Source organism: Nocardioides solisilvae, from assembly GCF_003194625.1.
Classification (GTDB): domain Bacteria; phylum Actinomycetota; class Actinomycetes; order Propionibacteriales; family Nocardioidaceae; genus Nocardioides; species Nocardioides solisilvae.
Map to the genome: position 1 here is coordinate 853,758 of NZ_QHKX01000002.1, position 16,952 is coordinate 870,709.

15 protein-coding genes are annotated in these 16,952 nt (G+C 74.5%); 9 read left to right on the top strand and 6 right to left on the bottom strand.

What is annotated here, in order from left to right:
- Positions 1-47: 47 nt before the first annotated feature.
- Together DNK53_RS10170 and DNK53_RS18375 are read left to right on the top strand one after the other, a co-directional pair.
- On the top strand, positions 48-605 hold the full coding sequence (locus DNK53_RS10170; RefSeq protein ID WP_162599875.1) for a tetratricopeptide repeat protein: 558 nt from the start codon (positions 48-50) through the stop codon (positions 603-605).
- A 79-nt stretch (positions 606-684) separates the two neighbouring features.
- Positions 685-2,109, top strand: coding sequence for a collagen-like domain-containing protein (locus DNK53_RS18375; protein WP_275425744.1), 1,425 nt, complete (start codon positions 685-687; stop codon positions 2,107-2,109).
- Between the two features lie 97 nt (positions 2,110-2,206).
- Here the strand turns inward: DNK53_RS18375 and DNK53_RS10180 are convergent, their stop codons facing one another.
- The 4 genes from DNK53_RS10180 to DNK53_RS17775 all read right to left on the bottom strand — a co-directional run bounded on the left by DNK53_RS10180 (position 2,207) and on the right by DNK53_RS17775 (position 7,410).
- Complete coding sequence (locus tag DNK53_RS10180) at positions 2,207-2,872, bottom strand: nucleoside triphosphate pyrophosphohydrolase (protein ID WP_239456468.1); 666 nt, start codon at positions 2,870-2,872, stop codon at positions 2,207-2,209.
- Between the two features lie 5 nt (positions 2,873-2,877).
- Entirely contained in the window at positions 2,878-3,573 is a 696-nt protein-coding gene (locus DNK53_RS10185) for a SurA N-terminal domain-containing protein (protein ID WP_110182129.1), read from the bottom strand.
- Between the two features lie 24 nt (positions 3,574-3,597).
- Positions 3,598-7,098, bottom strand: a complete 3,501-nt coding sequence (gene mfd, locus DNK53_RS10190) for a transcription-repair coupling factor (protein WP_110182443.1) — start codon at positions 7,096-7,098, stop codon at positions 3,598-3,600.
- Positions 7,099-7,251: 153 nt separating this feature from the next.
- Positions 7,252-7,410 carry a hypothetical protein gene (locus DNK53_RS17775; protein WP_204163851.1) on the bottom strand — a complete coding sequence of 53 codons (159 nt, stop codon included), beginning with the start codon at positions 7,408-7,410 and terminating at the stop codon, positions 7,252-7,254.
- Between the two features lie 201 nt (positions 7,411-7,611).
- Here DNK53_RS17775 and DNK53_RS10195 point away from each other — a divergent pair, with 201 nt between their 5' ends.
- Positions 7,612-8,265, top strand: coding sequence for a hypothetical protein (locus tag DNK53_RS10195; protein WP_110182130.1), 654 nt, complete (start codon positions 7,612-7,614; stop codon positions 8,263-8,265).
- A 78-nt stretch (positions 8,266-8,343) separates the two neighbouring features.
- On the opposite strand, the gene DNK53_RS10200 is transcribed toward DNK53_RS10195, so the two are convergent.
- Positions 8,344-9,147 (bottom strand): 3'(2'),5'-bisphosphate nucleotidase CysQ, encoded by an 804-nt coding sequence (locus DNK53_RS10200; protein ID WP_239456469.1) that lies wholly within the window; start codon positions 9,145-9,147, stop codon positions 8,344-8,346.
- Positions 9,148-9,661: 514 nt separating this feature from the next.
- Here DNK53_RS10200 and DNK53_RS10210 point away from each other — a divergent pair.
- The 6 genes from DNK53_RS10210 (at position 9,662) to wecC (ending at position 15,784) form a co-directional block, all read left to right on the top strand.
- Positions 9,662-10,087: a hypothetical protein gene (locus DNK53_RS10210; protein ID WP_110182132.1), complete on the top strand. Its 426-nt coding sequence runs from the start codon at positions 9,662-9,664 to the stop codon at positions 10,085-10,087.
- 4 nt (positions 10,088-10,091) lie between these two features.
- Complete coding sequence (locus DNK53_RS10215; protein WP_275425745.1) at positions 10,092-11,366, top strand: MFS transporter; 1,275 nt, start codon at positions 10,092-10,094, stop codon at positions 11,364-11,366.
- The gene (locus DNK53_RS10220; protein ID WP_110182133.1) at positions 11,363-12,382 is read left to right on the top strand and encodes a TolB-like translocation protein; all 1,020 of its coding nucleotides are present in this window, start codon (positions 11,363-11,365) and stop codon (positions 12,380-12,382) included. The genes DNK53_RS10215 and DNK53_RS10220 overlap by 4 nt, the downstream gene beginning before the upstream one ends.
- Before the next feature lie 76 nt (positions 12,383-12,458).
- Positions 12,459-13,619 carry a hypothetical protein gene (locus tag DNK53_RS10225; protein ID WP_110182134.1) on the top strand — a complete coding sequence of 387 codons (1,161 nt, stop codon included), beginning with the start codon at positions 12,459-12,461 and terminating at the stop codon, positions 13,617-13,619.
- Complete coding sequence (locus DNK53_RS10230) at positions 13,612-14,535, top strand: WecB/TagA/CpsF family glycosyltransferase (protein WP_110182135.1); 924 nt, start codon at positions 13,612-13,614, stop codon at positions 14,533-14,535. Before DNK53_RS10225 ends, DNK53_RS10230 begins: the two co-directional genes overlap by 8 nt.
- Positions 14,528-15,784, top strand: coding sequence for a UDP-N-acetyl-D-mannosamine dehydrogenase (gene wecC / locus DNK53_RS10235; protein ID WP_110182136.1), 1,257 nt, complete (start codon positions 14,528-14,530; stop codon positions 15,782-15,784). Before DNK53_RS10230 ends, wecC begins: the two co-directional genes overlap by 8 nt.
- Before the next feature lie 7 nt (positions 15,785-15,791).
- On the opposite strand, the gene wecB is transcribed toward wecC, so the two are convergent.
- Positions 15,792-16,928, bottom strand: a complete 1,137-nt coding sequence (gene wecB / locus DNK53_RS10240) for a non-hydrolyzing UDP-N-acetylglucosamine 2-epimerase (RefSeq protein WP_110182137.1) — start codon at positions 16,926-16,928, stop codon at positions 15,792-15,794.
- Positions 16,929-16,952 lie beyond the last annotated feature (24 nt).

The following is a 16,952-nucleotide window of genomic DNA, read 5'->3' on the forward strand; positions in this document are numbered from 1 at the left end:
TCGCCGTTCACCCCTCAGGAGGTCTGGACCACCTCTACGATCCCCCGGTGATCTCCCTGCGCTCCCTGCTCTCGCCGTTCGTCGTCGTCGCCCTGGTCCTCGGCGCTGCCGCGTGCAGCTCCGACGACGAGCAGGACGGCAGCAGCCTGTCGGCCGCCGAGCAGAAGGAGGTCGACACCCTCGTCTCGAGGAGCCAGGCGCAGATCGGCGCCGAGGAGTACGACGACGCGCGCGCGACGCTCGACGAGCTCCTCGAGCTCGACCCGGGCAACGCCTACGGCCACTACAACCTCGGGCTCCTCGAGCAGCAGACCGGTGACGCCGACGCCGCCACGGCGGCGTACGACCGGGCCCTCGAGGTCTACCCCGAGTTCGCCGCCGCGCTCTACAACCGCGGCGTGATCGCCGAGACCGGCGACGTCGAGACCGCCGTCGACTACTTCGAGCGAGCCGTCGCCTCGGACCCCGAGATGGCGCGTGCGCACATGCGGCTGGGCTTCGCGCTGCTCCACCTCGGCCGCAAGGCCGAGGGCGAGGAGCACCTCGCGACCGGCCTGCGGCTCGACCCGGCGATGTCCGAGGTCACCGCGCCCAGCTACGGGTGAGCGAGGACTCCGGACGCGCGTGGGCAAAGGTTGCCCGAAAACGCCACGGGACCTTCGTCCTTGCGCCTAGATTGCGCCGGTGACTCCACGACGACAGCGCCTCGCCCAGGCCTCCCTCGCCGCCATCGCGGTCTCCGGGCTCTTCACCACGACCATCCCCTCGGCCTCCGCGAAGCCCGCGCAGTTCGAGCGGGTCATCAAGGCCTGCTACTCGGTCAAGACCGGGAAGCTCGAGATCGTGCGACCCCGCCAGGACTGCCGCCCCGGCCAGCAGGAGATCCGCTGGTACAAGGGGCGCAACAACCCCAACCCGGCCAAGGGCCCCCAGGGCAAGCCGGGCGAGACCGGTCCCCAGGGACCGCAAGGTCCGCAGGGTGTGGCCGGCCCCCGAGGTGAGGCCGGCCCGCAGGGTGAGCGTGGTGCCACCGGCGCTGCCGGACCCCAGGGTGTCCAGGGCGTGCAGGGTGAGACCGGCGCGACGGGCGCGACCGGCGCGCAGGGCCTGCAAGGTGTGCAGGGCGAGACCGGCGCGACGGGCTCGACGGGCTCGACCGGGGCCACGGGTGCCACGGGTGCCACGGGCACCCAGGGCCTCCAGGGTGTCCAGGGCATCCAGGGCGAGACCGGCGCCACGGGTGCCACGGGCTCGACCGGTGCCACCGGCGCCACGGGTGCCACCGGCGCCCAGGGCATCCAGGGTGTGCAGGGTGTGCAGGGCGAGACCGGCGCCACGGGCTCGACCGGCGCCACGGGTGCCACGGGTGCCACCGGCGCCCAGGGCATCCAGGGCGTGCAGGGTGTGCAGGGTGTGCAGGGCGAGACCGGCGCCACCGGCGCCGCGGGTGCCACCGGCGCCCAGGGCCTCCAGGGCGTCCAGGGCATCCAGGGCGACATCGGCCCGGCCGGCCCCGTCGGCGCCACGGGCGCGACGGGCGCCACGGGCCCCACCGGCGCCACCGGTGCCACGGGTGCCGACGGCCCGCAGGGGGTGCCGGGTGCCGACGGTGCGCAGGGCATCACCGGCGCGGTCGGTGAGGTCGGCCCCACCGGGCCCACCGGGCCCGCGGGCATGGACGGCGCGACCGGAGCCACGGGCGTCACCGGCCAGACCGGCGACCCGGGTCCCACCGGCCCGACCGGCCCCGTCGGCGAGACGGGCCCCACCGGCGCGCAGGGCGTGCCGGGTGTCACCGGCGCGACCGGTGCCACGGGCGCGACCGGTGCCGCCGGATCGTTCGCGGGGGTCGCCTACCGACCCGGCCAGACCGTAACCGTCGGTTCCATCGAGACGGTGCGCGTCCTGGGCGGCGCGTGCCTCCCCGGCGAGGTCGCGATCGGAGGAGCCGTCTCCCCGAGCCAGCCCATCGACCTGATCACGGGAAGCAGCTACCCCAGCGACGCGAACCGCAACCTCGTCACGTCAGCCCCGACACACTGGACGACGAGCATGTACACCTACGAGGGACAGACGAACGTCACCGTCTACACCGTCTGCGCTTCCTGAGGCACCTCCACCGATCCCCCGCCGGGTCCGCCTGGCGGGGGATCGCTCGTCTCCGGGGTCGCCCGGCTCGCCCCTCTCCGCGGGGCCCCCGCCGGCGTCAGACGAGACGGCGTACGGCGTCGCGCAGCGCCTGCTCGGGGTCCACGCCGTCGGCGCGAGCGCGGGCGACGAGCGCGAGCAGCTCCTCCCCGACCTCCTGGGACGTCATCACGCCCGGTTGCTCCGGCGACCCCTCCTGATGACGTCCGCCGGGGCCGCGGGCCTCGCGCTCGAGGCGGTCGAGCACCTTGTCGGCGAGGAGCAGGGCGGGCAACCCGGGGGCCAGGCCGTCGAGGACCGACGTGCGCTGCTTCTCCGCGGCCTTCGCCTGCTCCCACAGCTCGTTGACGGCGGCGGGGTCGAGGCCGGCCGCTGCCGACGTGGCGTCGGCGTCGCCGAAGACGTGGGGGTTGCGGCGCCGCATCTTCTCGGTGATGCCCCGGGCGACGTCGTCCAGGGTGAAGGCGCCGCGCCCCTCCGCGACCGCGGCGTGGAAGTAGACCTGGAGCAGCAGGTCGCCGAGCTCCTCACGCAGGTGGTCCCAGTCGCCGGTGGCGTCGCCGACGTCGATCGCCTCCAGCACCTCGTGGGTCTCCTCGACGAGGTAGCGCTGGAGCGAGCGGTGGGTCTGCGCCGCCTTCCAGGGGCACTCCGCGCGCAGCCGCCGCATCACCTCGGCGAGCTCCAGGAGCGGCTCGCCGACGGGCTCCCGGTCGCCCGCCACGAGGGTCAGCCGCAGCGCAGGTGGTCGGGGAGGCCGGAGGCGAGACTCGGGTCCTCGGCGGTCGCGGCCGCGCTCGTCGCGGTCTCGGAGACCGCCACGCCCACCCGGCTCGCGCCACCGGCCGGGCGCAGCATCCCGTCCTCCACCCGGACGTCGAAGACCGGGTTGACCTCGAGGTCGTAGCGCTCCGGCCAGGTGCGGACGACGTCGATGCCGCGCTCCGCGGCCTGCTGCTCCGACGCCTCGGTCACGCCCTCCTCGGCGAGGAGCGAGCGCCCGACCCCGAGGAAGACGTCCTCCAGCAGCGCGTCCACCGACGAGCCGTCGACGTAGGCCTCGCGGACCTCCTCGGAGAGACCGAGGGACTCGGCCTCGGCCTCGTAGCCGGCACGCGCACGCCCGTACGCCGCGCCGGGACGCACGTCGTACTCCTCGGCGACCTGCTCGGCCACGGCCTCGATCGTCAGGGTGTTGAGCGCGGTCTGGCGCAGCCGCTCCATGGCCAGGCTCTGGCCGGTCTCCTCGTACTGGCGCTCCTCGCGCTCGCAGATCGCCCGCGCGAGGCGGTCGACCGACGCCATCGAGACCTCCCGGTCGCCGACCGTGGCCGCCGTCTGCGAGTCGCCCGCGCCGCAGCCGGAGAGGATCACGGCGGCGGTGGCGGCGACGAGGGCGGTACGACGGGTGCGGGACGAGCTCACGGGTTCTCCTCGGAGGTGCGGACGTCAGCTGGCAGGGGCAGCAGCGGGCGGCGGGTCGATGATCTGGTCGATCACGCCGTAGGCCCATTGAAGCAGGGCGATGCCGGTGCCGTTCGCCGACCCGAGGGGGCGCGGCACCATGAGCGCGTCGACCTGGCTGTGCAGCCTGCCCTTCGGGTAGAGCCGCTGCAGCCGGACCTGCCGGGAGTCGGGCAGCCGGACCGGCGCGAACCGGACGTTCTTGCCGGCCACCCCGACCTCGGTGAGCCCGGCGCGGCGGGCACGGGCGCGGAAGCGGGCCACCAGCAGCAGCGTCTCGACGACCTCGGGCGGCGGGCCGTAGCGGTCGACGAGCTCCTCGCGGATCGCGTCGACGTCGTCGTCGCCGCGCACCTCCGACAGCCGCTTGTACATCTCCAGCCGGAGCCGCTCGCTCGGCACGTAGTCGTGGGGCAGGTGGGCGTCGACGGGCAGCTCGATGCGGACCTCCTCGACCTCGTCGTTCTCCTCGCCGCGGAACTCGCTCACGGCCTCCCCGACCAGCCGGACGTAGAGGTCGAAGCCCACGTCGGCGATGTGTCCCGACTGCTCGCCGCCCAGCAGGTTGCCTGCGCCGCGGATCTCGAGGTCCTTCATCGCGATCGCCATGCCGCCGCCGAGGTCGGAGTGCTGGGCCAGGGTCGCGAGCCGCTCGTGGGCGGTCTCGGTCAGCGGCTTCTCCGACGGGTAGAGGAAGTAGGCGTAGGCCCGCTCGCGCGACCGGCCGACCCGGCCGCGCAGCTGGTGCAGCTGGGAGAGGCCGAGGGTGTCGGAGCGCTCGATGATCATCGTGTTGGCGTTGGAGACGTCCAGGCCCGACTCGACGAGCGTGGTGCAGACCAGGACGTCGAACCTCTTCTCCCAGAAGTCGAGCATCACCTGCTCGAGCTGCTTCTCCCCCATCTGGCCGTGGGCGGTGGCCACCCGCGCCTCGGGGACGAGCTCGCGGAGCTTCGCCGCGGCCTTCTCGATCGACTGCACCCGGTTGTGGATGTAGAAGACCTGGCCGTCGCGGAGCAGCTCCCGCCGGATCGCGGCCACCACCTGGCGGTCCTCGTAGGCGCCGACGTACGTCAGCACCGGGTGCCGCTCCTCGGGCGGGGTGGTGATCGTCGACATCTCGCGGATCCCGGTGACCGCCATCTCGAGCGTGCGCGGGATCGGGGTGGCGCTCATCGAGAGCACGTCCACCGAGGTCCGCAGCGACTTCATCTGCTCCTTGTGCTCGACGCCGAACCGCTGCTCCTCGTCGACGATGATCAGCCCGAGGTCCTTGAACCGGACCTCCTTGCCCAGCAGCCGGTGGGTGCCGACGACGATGTCGATGCTGCCCTCGGCCAGCCCCGCCAGCACCTCCTTCGCCTCCTTGTCGGACTGGAAGCGGCTCAGCGCCTTCAGCACGACCGGGAAGCCGCTCATCCGCTCCGTGAAGGTGCTCAGGTGCTGGGTGACCAGCAGCGTGGTCGGCACCAGGACGGCGACCTGCTTGCCGTCCTGGACGGCCTTGAACGCCGCCCGGACCGCGATCTCGGTCTTGCCGTAGCCCACGTCGCCGCAGATCAGGCGGTCCATCGGGACCGTCTTGCGCATGTCGGCCTTCACCTCGTCGACCGTGGTGAGCTGGTCGGGGGTCTCGGCGAAGGGGAAGGCGTCCTCGAGCTCCTGCTGCCAGGGGGTGTCGGGGCCGTAGGCGTACCCCTGCGTCGCCTGCCGGGCGGCGTACAGCTTGATCAGCTCGCCCGCGATCTCGCGGACCGCCTTGCGCGCCTTGTTCTTCCGCTTGGTCCAGTCCGCGCCGCCGAGCCGGTCGAGGCTGGGCTGCTCCCCGCCGACGTACCGGGTGACCTGGTCGAGGGTGTCGGCGGGGATGTAGAGGCGGTCCGGCGGCGCGCCGCGCTTGGAGGCGCCGTACTCGACGACCAGGTACTCGCGGGTCGCGCCCTGGACCTCCCGCTGCTTCATCTCGATGAAGCGGCCCACGCCGTGCTTCTCGTGGACGACGTAGTCGCCGGTCTTGAGCTCGAGCGGGTCGATCTGCTTCTTGCGGCGCGCGGGCATCTTGCGCATGTCGCGGGTGGAGGACTTCTGCCCCGACAGGTCCTCCGAGGTCAGCAGGACGACCTTGCGGTCGGGATCGGTGAAGCCGTGGTCGAGCGGGCCGCAGGTGACCGTGACGACGCCGGGGCCGGCCGGCTGGTCGGTGGGCTCCGCGAGCCGGGCGGGGACGTCGTGCTCGGACAGCACCTCGACCAGCCGCTGGGCGGGCCCGTGGCCGGGGTACATGACGACCACCTGGTGGTCGTGGGCCAGCCACTGCGTCACGTCGCGCAGCGCCCGCTCGAGGTCGCCGCGGTAGCTCTCGACCGGCTGGGCCGACAGCGTCCGCGACTCCACGGCGCCGATCCGCACGTCGAGGTCGAGCTCGGCCAGCTCGGCGGTGTCGCCGAGGCCGAAGGGACTCATCGACCACCAGGCCAGGCCCCGGCCGAGCGCGTGCTCGCGCACGTCGGCGACCTCGCGGTAGGAGGCCACCGACAGGTCGATCGGGGCCGAGCCGCCGCTGGCCGCCGCGGCCCAGCTGGCGCCGAGGAACTCCTCGCTGGTCGCGACCAGGTCGTGCGCGCGGGTCCGGGCACGCTCGGGGTCGAGGACCAGCACGTGGGTGTCGGCGGGGAGCAGGTCGACGAGGAGCTCCATGTCGTCGACGAGCACCGGCGCAAGGGACTCCATGCCCTCCACTGCGATGCCGGCGGCGATCTTGTCGGTCATCTCGAGCAGCTGCGGGTGGGCGCGGCCCAGCTCGGCCGCCCGGGCCCGCACCTCCTCGGTGAGCAGCAGCTCGCGGCACGGCGGCGCCCACAGCCGCGGCACCTCCTCCAGGGTGCGCTGGTCGGCGACGGAGAAGCTGCGGATCTCCTCCACGTCGTCGCCCCAGAACTCCACCCGCAGCGGGTGCTCCTCGGTGGGCGGGAAGACGTCGACGATGCCGCCGCGGACCGCGAACTCGCCGCGCCGCTCGACCAGGTCGACGCGCGAGTACGCCGCGTCCGCGAGGCCGCGGACGACGTCGTCGATGGCGACCTCCTGGCCCTTGACCAGCTCGACGGGCACCAGGTCGGCCAGCCCCTTCACCTGCGGCTGGAGCACCGACCGGACGGGGGCGACGACCACCCGGAGCGGGCCGTTGCTGGCGTCCTCGCCGGGGTGCACCAGGCGGCGGAGCACGGCGAGCCGCCTGCCGACCGTGTCGCTGCGCGGGCTGAGCCGCTCGTGCGGCAGGGTCTCCCACGAGGGGTAGTGCGCCACGGTGGCCGGATCCAGCAGCGCGCCCAGCTCTGCGGTCAGGTCCTCCGCCTCGCGGGTGGTGGCGGTGACCACCAGCACGAAGCGGCCGGCGTCCACCAGGCCCCGGACCACGAACGGGCGCAGGGCCGCGGGACCGGTGAGGTCGAGGGCGCGGACGGCGCCGCCCCGGGCATCGGCCATCGACTCGGCGAGCGCCGGGTCGGCCAGGACTGCGCGGGTGAGCGAGGTGAGCGTGGAGCCAGGGCTCACGACAGGGCCTTCCGACGACGACGAGCACGACAGTCCCCCGACCGGGCGGGGTCGGGGGTGCGCGCCGAGTCTACGGCCCGGGGGTCAGGCCAGCACCGGTGCGCGGCGTGCGGCCGCGGTGACCGGCTGGCAGTCGCAGCTGTCCGAGCAGGGCAGGTAGACGTGGCCGGCGTGCCCGCACGTCGTGCACGGCATGTCGTGAGAGAGGTGGCTCGAGCCCGAGGTGTCGACGGTGTCCCACATGCCTCCACGGTGACCCGAGCCACACCGGGTCCGTGGCAGAACACGGCAGCGGCACCCGGAAATGGCCCGAAAGGGCTACCGCGCATCCCTTGGTTTGGCCATACCTCACCTGGGGTAGGACTTGCGCGGCGGCTCTCGGGGGCCGCCTCACACGACTTCGTGGGAACAGGCCCACGTCCACCAGAAGGGAAACACCGGGGTATGAAGACCACCCGCCTGCTCGCAGGCATCACCTCCGCGGGCCTGCTCGGCCTCGTCCCGCTCGCCGTCGGGGCCCCCGCCCAGGCCGTCGAGCCGATCGCCACCGTCGCCGTGCTGGAGACCAGCGACCCGGCCATCGTCGTCGGTGAGGAGGCCTGGATCACCGGTGCCGTCCGCGACGCCGCCGGGCGCAGCGTCTCCTACGGCACCGTGACCCTCTACGCGAAGAGCTCCCGCGACGCCGACTACCTGCCCGTGGAGACCGCCAACGCCAGCGGCTACCTCTCCTTCCGGCACAAGGCGAAGAGCAACACCCTCTACAAGCTGATCTACGACGGCGGCGCGAGCAGCTCCTACGCCTACGGCGTCAGCGAGTCCAACGAGCTGCCGATGGCGGTGCAGCGCAAGGTCACCATCAAGACCAACAAGCTGACGCTGACCGGCAAGATCACGCCGGACTTCAAGAAGCGCAAGGTCGTCCTCAAGCGCCTGGTCGGCAAGAAGCAGACGCCCAAGAAGTGGCGGACCGTCAAGACCAACAAGAAGGGCGTCTTCAAGGTGAAGGCCCCCAACAAGCGCGGCTTCCAGTTCAGCGTCACCGTGCCGAGCGACCAGCACTACACCGGCTGGACCAACCCCTACATCGTCCGCTGACCCCAGCAGCCGTGACGACGACGGCCGCGACCCCCGGCGGGGTCGCGGCCGTCGTGCGTCCGGGGCCGGCGGACCGGGTCAGTCGGTGCCGTGGCGGCGGACGAAGTCGACGATCGACTCGGCCAGCTCGGGGCGGCAGACGATGAGGTCGGGCAGCGAGACGTCGTCCTTGTTGTAGACGAGCTCGGAGCCGTCGACGCGGGAGCAGAAAAGGCCGGCGGCCCGGGCCACGGCCACGGGGGCCGCGTTGTCCCACTCGTACTGGCCGCCCGCGTGGACGTAGGCGTCCGCGACGTCGCGGACCACGCTCATCACCTTGACGCCGGCCGAGCCCATCGGCACCAGGACGGCGTCCAGCTCCGCGGCCAGCGCCTCGACGAAGGCCGGCGGGCGCGAGCGGGAGACGGCGATCCGCGGCTTCCCGGCGGTGCGCGGCGGCACCACGGAGGGCATGGCGGTGTTGAAGGTCTCCCCCAGCGCCGGCTGCGCCACGGCACCCGCGACGAGCTCGCCGGCCCCGTCGGGCCCGGCGGTCCGCTGCCACAGGGCGACGTGGACGGCCCAGTCGTCGCGCGGCGGCTCGGAGAACTCGCGGGTGCCGTCCAGGGGGTCGATGATCCAGACCCGCTCGGCCTCGAGGCGGGCCTTGTCGTCGGCGGCCTCCTCCGACAGGACGGAGTCGTCGGGGCGGTGGGTCGCCAGCAGCTCGGCGAGGACCGACTGGGCGGCCGCGTCGCCGGCGTCCTTGAGGGCCTTGCCCTGGAGGCCCTGGGCGCGGACCTCGAGCAGTCGCACGCCGGCCTGCTCGGCGGCCCACACGGCGAAGGCGTGGTCGTCGGCGAGGGCGGCGGCGGGGATCTGGGGAGTCTCTGGGGTCGTCACAGGCGCAGCCTCTCACGTCCCCGACCCCCGGGCCGCGAGGGACCGGGGCCCACGCTTACCGCAATTGGGGGACTCGCGCGAGCCCCCGGCCGTCGATACTGATGACCACAGGACAACAGCCACCGGGGGGTGCGTCATGTCGGTGCGGACCGGTCGCGCGCGGCTCGCGGGCGCCCCCACCCTGGGGGCGCTCGCCCTGGGGGCGCTGGCCCTGGCGGTGGCGCCGGCGGGGTGCTCCGGCGACGAGACCCGGGCGCCGGACGCCGCGTCGTCCCCGGGCTTCTTGGAGACCGCGGAGCCAGGGACGCCGGCCACGGACCCGGGCTCGTCCGCGACCTCCCCGCCGCCCAAGGCCTCGACGCCGCGACCGTCCCGCACGCGGACGGCACCGCCCTCGTCGGCGCCCCCGTCGTCGTCCCCGCCGCCGTCGTCCCCGCCGTCGTCCCCGTCGTCGTCCCCTTCGTCCTCGTCGCCGTCGTCCTCCTCGGAGCCCGCCGCGTCCGGGGGCCTGGAGATGCCCGGGACGCCGGGACCCGCCGCGCCCACGCTCGGCACCACCCGTCCCGGAGCGGCGCCGCCGCTCCTCCCGACCCCGCTCCCGCGGAGCGGTCGGGCGGGGGGCGAGCTGGTCGCGGGCTTCCCGGCGGCGGTGCGGCCGGTGGCGGGCTCGACGGTCACCGCCAGCAGCGTCTCGAGGGACGGGTCGCGGGTGCAGGTCGCCCTCGACGCCCGGACCGACCGCCCGCCGGCCCGGGTGCTGCGGGGGCTGCGACTGCGGCTGGGGCGGTACGGGATGGCCGAGGAGGTCACGCCCGCGGTCGCCGGCACCCAGGCCGCCGCGTTCCGGCGCGGACGCAGCTCGGTGGTGGTCACCCTGCGCCCGGCCGGCCGGGGCACGGCGTACTCGGTCCACGGCGTCCTGCACGCCGGGGACGGGTGACCCGGTGTACCTCTCCCTCCGGGACCGCCCGCCGGCCGGTCCCGACGCCCGGCTCCCGCGGGACGCGCGGCCCGCTCCCCGCCGGGTCGGGCGGGCGGTCGTCGTCCTCGGCATGGTCAGCCTGCTCACCGACGTCTCGTCGGAGTCGGTCGCGGCGATCCTGCCCCTCTACGTCACCGGGGTGCTCGGGCTCTCGGCGATGGCCTACGGGTTCGTCGACGGGCTGCACCAGGGGCTGAGCGCCCTCGTCCGCCTGGCCGGGGGCTGGCTGGCCGACCGGACGGACCGCCCCAAGTGGGTGGCCCTCGCCGGCTATCTCCTCTCCGCCCTGGCCCGGCTCCTGCTGCTCTTCGCCGCCGGGCTCGGCAGCGTCGCCTCGGTGGTCGCGGTCGACCGGCTGGGCAAGGGGATCCGGACGGCGCCGCGGGACGCGATGATCTCGGCGAGCGCCCCGCCCGAGCACCTGGGCCGCGCCTTCGGCGTCCACCGGATGCTCGACACCCTCGGCGCCGCGCTGGGGCCGCTGGTCGCCTTCGGCGTGCTGTGGGCCGTCCCCGGGGGCCACCGGGTGGTGCTGGTCGTCTCCCTGGCCTTCGCGGTCGTCGGGGTGGCCCTGCTCGGGCTGCTGGGGCCCGACGTGCGCCTCCGCGGCCCGGACGGCGCGGCCGACCGCGAGGCGGACGGCGACCCGCCCCGGGTCCGCCTGCGGGACCTGGCGGACCGGCGGCTGCGCCCCCTGCTGCTGGTGGCGGCGGGGCTCGGCGTGCTCACCGTCGGCGACGGCTTCCTCTACCTCGCCCTGCTGGAGCAGGGCGGGATCGCGGCCGTCTGGTTCCCCCTGATGTACGTCGGGACCAACGTGGTCTACCTGCTGCTCGCCGTGCCGGTCGGCCGCCTCTCCGACCGGGTCGGGCGGGCCCGGGTGCTCGTGGCGGGGCACGCCGTGCTCGCGGTCGCCTACCTCTGCGCCACCGCCGTGGAGCCGGCGGCGGTGGCCGTCGTGGCGACCCTGCTGCTGCTGGGGCTGTTCTACGCCGCCACCGACGGCGTGACGGCCGCGCTGGCCGGGCGGCTCGTGCCGGTGCAGGCGCGGGCGAGCGGGATCGCGGCCGCCCAGACAGTGGTGGCGCTCGCCCGGATGGCCGCGTCGTTCGGCTTCGGCTTCCTGTGGCTGACGCTCGGGGTCCGGACGGCGCTGCTGGTGGTGGCCGCCGGCCTCGCGGTGGCGGTGCTGGCGGCCGCGACGCGGGTACGCCGCCTGGACGAGGCGGCGGCGTGAGCCCCCGGGGGCGCCTGACCGCCTTCGTGGCGGTGACGGTCGTCGCGGTCGTCGCGGCGACGGCGTACGGGCTGCGGGAGCGCGACCGGGTCGACGAGCAGCGGGCCCGCGAGCCGGCCGTGAGCCGCGCGGCCGCCGGCTCCCTGGCGAGGCTCCCGCGGATCGTCTTCCGGCACACCGGGCTCGACAACCGGTACGGCACGGTGGCCATGGTGGCTCTCGACGACCCTCGGGGGGCCCGCGACTTCACCGACGTGCAGTGCGACCGCGTCGCCGCGTGGAGCGGCGGCGCCTCCTGCCTGACCACCGCGGGCCTGACGGGCTTCGAGGCCCAGGAGCTGGACGCCGACTGGCAGGTGCAGCGCTCGCACCCCCTGCCGGGCGTCCCGAGCCGGACGCGCGTCTCGCCCGACGGCAGCCTGGTCGCGACGACGTCCTTCGTCACCGGCCACTCCTACCTGGCCACCGGCTTCTCCACCGAGACCGTGGTGCGCGAGTGGGGCGGCGGCCGCGACTGGGGCAACCTCGAGCAGTTCGACCTCGTCCTGGACGGCCGCGCCGTCTCGCCCGTGGACCGCAACGTCTGGGGCGTCACCTTCGCCGGCGGCGACCGCTTCTACGCCACCGTGGCCACCGGGGGCGCGACGTGGCTCGTCGAGGGCGACCTCGGCGACCGGACCCTCACCTCGGTCGCCCGCGACGCCGAGTGCCCGGCGCTGTCGCCGGACGGCTCGCGGGTCGCCTTCAAGGTCGACACCGACCCGGGCTCGGGGACGACCTGGGGGCTCGCCGTGCTCGACCTGGCGACCGGCGCCCGGCACGAGCCCTCCCGGGGCCCGCGCGGGGTGGACGACCAGGTCACGTGGCTCGACGACGACACGCTGATCTACGGCCTCCCCCGCGCCGACCAGCCGGGGGTGAGCGACGTCTGGTCGCTGGACGTCTCGCCGGGGGCGAGCCGGGCGCCGAGCCTGCTCGTCGAGGAGGCCTGGTCACCCTCCGTGGTTGACCGCTGATCAACATTTACCCACTACTGGTGATAGCCCGACCCCCTCAGGTCCCGCACGATGTGAGGACGGATCGGGGGGTCTCATGAAGCAGCACGACGTGCTCTCCCAGCACGAGGACAGGCTCGCACGCGTCGAGCCCGAGGTGGCACAGGACGTCGAGCGCCTGCTGGCGCTCGCACCGCGCGGGCTCGCCCGCGGGTACGACGCCGGGGCCGGCGGATTCGCCCAGACGCTGCGGCTCGTCGCCGGGCGCGACGGCGTGGCGCTGAGGGCGGAGGGGCAGAACCTGCGCTACACGGCGATGGCCCTGCTCGGCCTCGGACGCCTGGGCCCCGCCCGGGCCCGCGAGGTGCTGGGCGGCACGTCGCCGGGCGAGGTGCTGGCCCGGGCCGCGCGCACGGCCCTGGACCACCCCGACCCAGGGGCGGTGGCGCTGGTGGCGTGGGCCGAGGCCGAGCTCAGCGGCGTCTTCGACGACAAGCTCTTCTGCCGCCTGGAGGAGCACCTCGCCGCGGGGCAGCCGCTGCCGACGGTCGACGTCTCCTGGATGCTCACGGCCGCCACCGTCGCGGCCGGGCTGGGCCGCACCGACCTGGTCACGGAGCGCGCCGCCGCCCGGCTCACCGCCGGCCGCGGACCGCAGGGGATCTACCCCCACGTGCTGCCCTCCGCCGGGAAGCCGCGCTGGCGGGCCCACGTCGGGAGCTTCGCCGACCAGGTCTACCCGCTGCAGGCGCTGGCCCGGGCCTCGGTCCACGGGCCCGGGGAGTGGCTGGCGGCCGCCGACCTCACCGCCGCGCGCCTGTGCGACCTCCAGGGCGAGCAGGGGCAGTGGTGGTGGCACTACGACGCCCGTGACGGCACCGTGGTCGAGCGGTACCCGGTCTACAGCGTCCACCAGCACGCCATGGCCCCGATGGTGCTCCTCGACCTGCTCGAGGCCGGCGGAGCCGACCACCGCGACGCCGTGGCCCGCGGGGTCGGCTGGCTGGGCCGCCACCCCGAGGCCCTCGAGGAGCTCGTCTCCGAGCGCTGGGGCGTGGTCTGGCGCAAGGTCGGCCGACGCGAGCCGCGCAAGGCGGCGCGGGCCCTGCAGGCCGCGGCCTCCGCGGCGGCCCCCGGCGTCCGGGTCCCCGGGCTCGACGTCGTCCTGCCACCGGGGGTCGTGGACCACGAGTGCCGCCCCTACGAGCTCGGCTGGCTCCTGTACGCCTGGCTCCCCACCGGAGCCGGCGATGAGTGAGGCCGTGGCGCTGCGCGGGCAGCCGCTCTTCGGGCTCGACGTCGCACCCCTCACGCTCGCCCAGGCGGTGGAGCTGGCGCGCGAGGCGGTGCGCACCCGCGCGCGCCTGCTGATCGGGGTCGTCAACGCGGCCAAGGTGGTCAAGCTGACGGCAGACCCGCTGCTGCGCGACTCGCTGCTCACCTGCGACGTGCTGCTCGCCGACGGGCAGTCGGTGGTGTGGGCCAGCCGGGTGCTGCACCACCCCCTGCCCGAGCGGGTCGCCGGGATCGACCTCTTCGAGGCGCTGCTCGACGTCGCGGACCGCGACGGCCTGCGGGTCTACCTCCTGGGCGCGCGGCCCGACGTGCTGGCCGCGCTCGAGGAGGTCGTGGCGAGGCGCTGGCCGGGCGTGGTGGTCGCGGGGAGCCGCGACGGCTACTTCGACCGCTCCGAGTCCGCCGCCGTGGCCGACGAGATCCGGCGCTCCCGGGCCGACATGCTCTTCCTCGGCATGACCACGCCGCACAAGGAGATCTTCCTCGGGACCTACGGCGACGACCTCGACGTCCCGGTGCTGCACGGCGTGGGCGGGTCGTTCGACGTCCTCGCCGGCGTCACCCGCCGCGCGCCCGAGCGCTGGCAGCGCGCGGGCCTCGAGTGGGCCTACCGGGTCCGCCAGGAGCCGCGGCGCCTGTGGCGCCGCTACCTCGTCACCAACACGGCGTTCGTCGGCCTCCTCGTGGTCGAGCGGATCCACCCCAGGACGCCGTACCGGCCGTCCGCCCCGGGCCGGCCGGCCCGGACGGAGCAGCCGGTGCGGATGCGCGTACCGCGACCCCGCGGACCGCGCCGGCCGACCACCGGGTCGGCACCCACGTCGACGAACACGCCGACGACTCGGAGCACGCAGGAAGCGGGGGCACGACATGGATGAGGTCTTCCAGGGACAGGTCGCGGTGGTGGGGCTCGGCTACATCGGCCTTCCGACCGCCGTCTCGCTGGCGGTCGGCGGCGTCGAGGTGATCGGCGTCGACGTCAACGAGGCGACCGTGGAGGCGGTCTCGCGCGGCGAGCTGCCCTTCGTGGAGCCCGACCTGGCCATCGGGGTGAGCGGTGCGGTCACGATGGGCCGGCTCACCGCCACCACGAAGACGCCCGAGGCGGACGCCTACATCATCGCCGTCCCGACGCCCTTCCGCGACGACCACCAGGCCGACCTGAGCCACGTGCGGGCGGCGGTCGAGGAGATCGCGCCCCGGCTCCGGGGCGGGGAGATCGTGGTGCTCGAGTCCACCTCTCCCCCGGGCACCACCGAGGGCGTGAGCCGCTGGCTCGAGGAGCTGCGGCCCGACCTCGTGGCGCCCCACACCTCCGAGGGCGTCCCCGACTTCCACGTCGCCCACTGCCCCGAGCGGGTGCTGCCGGGCCGGATCATGGTCGAGATGATCACCAACGACCGGGTGGTCGGCGGCGTCACCCGCCGGTGCGCGGCGAAGGCGGCCTCGATCTACCGGGTCTTCAGCAAGGGCGAGATCCACCTGACGGACGCGGCCAGCGCCGAGATGGCCAAGCTGGTCGAGAACGCCTACCGCGACGTCAACATCGCCTTCGCCAACGAGCTCTCCCTCATCAGCGAGGAGCTGAGGCTCGACGTGTGGGAGATCATCAAGATGGCCAACCACCACCCCCGGGTCGACATCCTCACCCCGGGGCCTGGCGTCGGCGGCCACTGCATCGCGGTGGACCCGTGGTTCATCGTGGGCGCGGCCCCCCAGCTCTCCCGGCTGATCCGGACCGCGCGCGAGGTCAACGACAGCAAGCCGCACCACGTGGCGGAGCAGGTGGTCGCCAAGACCGAGCGCTTCCGCAACCCGACGGTCGCCTGCCTGGGTCTGGCCTACAAGGCCAACGTCGACGACCTGCGCGAGAGCCCGGCGATGGACATCGTCACCGACATCGCCGACGCGCTGCCCGACCTGGACCTGCGGGTCGCCGAGCCCTTCGTGGACCACCTGCCCCCGGCGTTGGACGGCCGCCCCCACGTGCGCCTGCAGCGCGTCCACGAGGCGATCGACGACGCCGACATCGTCGTGGTGCTCGTCGACCACGACCACTTCCGCTCGCTCAGCCGCTCGCGGCTCGAGGGCAAGGTGCTCTACGACACCCGGGGGATCTGGCGCTGAGCCGCCTTCAGGGGGCGAACTCGGGGAGCCGCTCCCCCACCCCGAAGAAGTGCTCGAGGGCGGCGATGCAGCGGGGCGCGGCACGACCGTCGCCGTAGGGGTTCACGGCGCGCGCCATCGCGTCGTACGCCGCCGGGTCGGTGAGCAGCTCGCTCACCGACTCGACGACGAGGCGCTCGTCGGTGCCGACCAGCCTCACCGTGCCCGCGGTGACCGCCTCGGGCCGCTCGGTGTTGTCGCGCAGCACCAGCACGGGCTTCCCGAGGCTCGGGGCCTCCTCCTGGACACCGCCGCTGTCGGTCAGCAGGACCGAGCTGGCGGCCATCGCCCGGGCGAAGTCGCTGTAGGAGAGCGGGTCGGTGACGACCACGTTGGCGAGCCCCTCCAGCGGCGGCAGCAGCACCTCGCGGACCGTCGGGTTCAGGTGGGCGGGGAGCAGGAAGACGGTCTCGGGGAACTCCTTGGCGAGCCGGGCGACGGCGGACGCCGTCCGGGCCATGGGCTCGCCCCAGGACTCCCGGCGGTGGCTGGTGACCAGGACGGCAGGACGCCCGTCGAGCACCGCCAGGGCGGGGTCCTCGAGGGGGAGCTCCCGCGCCACCACGTCCAGCAGCGCGTCGATGACGGTGTTGCCAGTGACGACCACGTCGGAGGGGTCCAGCCCGTCGCGGAGCAGGTTGTCGCGCGACACCGAGGTGGGCGCCAGGTGGAGCGAGGCCAGCTGGGAGGTCAGCCGGCGGTTGATCTCCTCGGGGAAGGGGTTGTAGCGGTCGTGGGTCCGCAGCCCCGCCTCGAGGTGGACGACGGGCACCTTCTCATAGAAGGCGGCCAGCGCCGCCACCATCGTGGTGGTGGTGTCCCCCTGCACGAGCACCGCGTCGGGACGCTCGGCCCGCAGCACCTCGGTCATGCCCGCCAGCACCCGCTGGGTGACCTCGTGCAGCTCCTGCCGGGGCCGGATGACGTCGAGGTCGCGGGCCGGACGGATGCCGAAGAGGCCGTTGACCTGGTCCAGCATCTGCCGGTGCTGCCCGGTCACCACGACGACCGGCTCCAGGTGCCGGGACTCCGCGAGGGCCAGGACGACGGGGGCCATCTTGATGGCCTCCGGCCTCGTCCCGTAGGCCACCATCACCTTGCGCATCTCCCCCTCCGTCCCGGCTCTGCA

Excerpts from the sequence above, each read along its gene's own strand:
- DNK53_RS10225 (WP_110182134.1), top strand. The coding sequence starts at position 12,459 with ATGAAGCAGCACGACGTGCTCTCCCAGCACGAGGACAGGCTCGCACGC.
- DNK53_RS10195 (WP_110182130.1), top strand. The coding sequence starts at position 7,612 with ATGAAGACCACCCGCCTGCTCGCAGGCATCACCTCCGCGGGCCTGCTC.
- wecC (WP_110182136.1), top strand. The coding sequence starts at position 14,528 with ATGGATGAGGTCTTCCAGGGACAGGTCGCGGTGGTGGGGCTCGGCTAC.
- DNK53_RS10230 (WP_110182135.1), top strand. The coding sequence starts at position 13,612 with ATGAGTGAGGCCGTGGCGCTGCGCGGGCAGCCGCTCTTCGGGCTCGAC.
- DNK53_RS10210 (WP_110182132.1), top strand. The coding sequence starts at position 9,662 with ATGCCCGGGACGCCGGGACCCGCCGCGCCCACGCTCGGCACCACCCGT.
- DNK53_RS17775 (WP_204163851.1), bottom strand. The coding sequence starts at position 7,410 with ATGTGGGACACCGTCGACACCTCGGGCTCGAGCCACCTCTCTCACGAC.
- wecB (WP_110182137.1), bottom strand. The coding sequence starts at position 16,928 with ATGCGCAAGGTGATGGTGGCCTACGGGACGAGGCCGGAGGCCATCAAG.
- mfd (WP_110182443.1), bottom strand. The coding sequence starts at position 7,098 with ATGGCCGATGCCCGGGGCGGCGCCGTCCGCGCCCTCGACCTCACCGGT.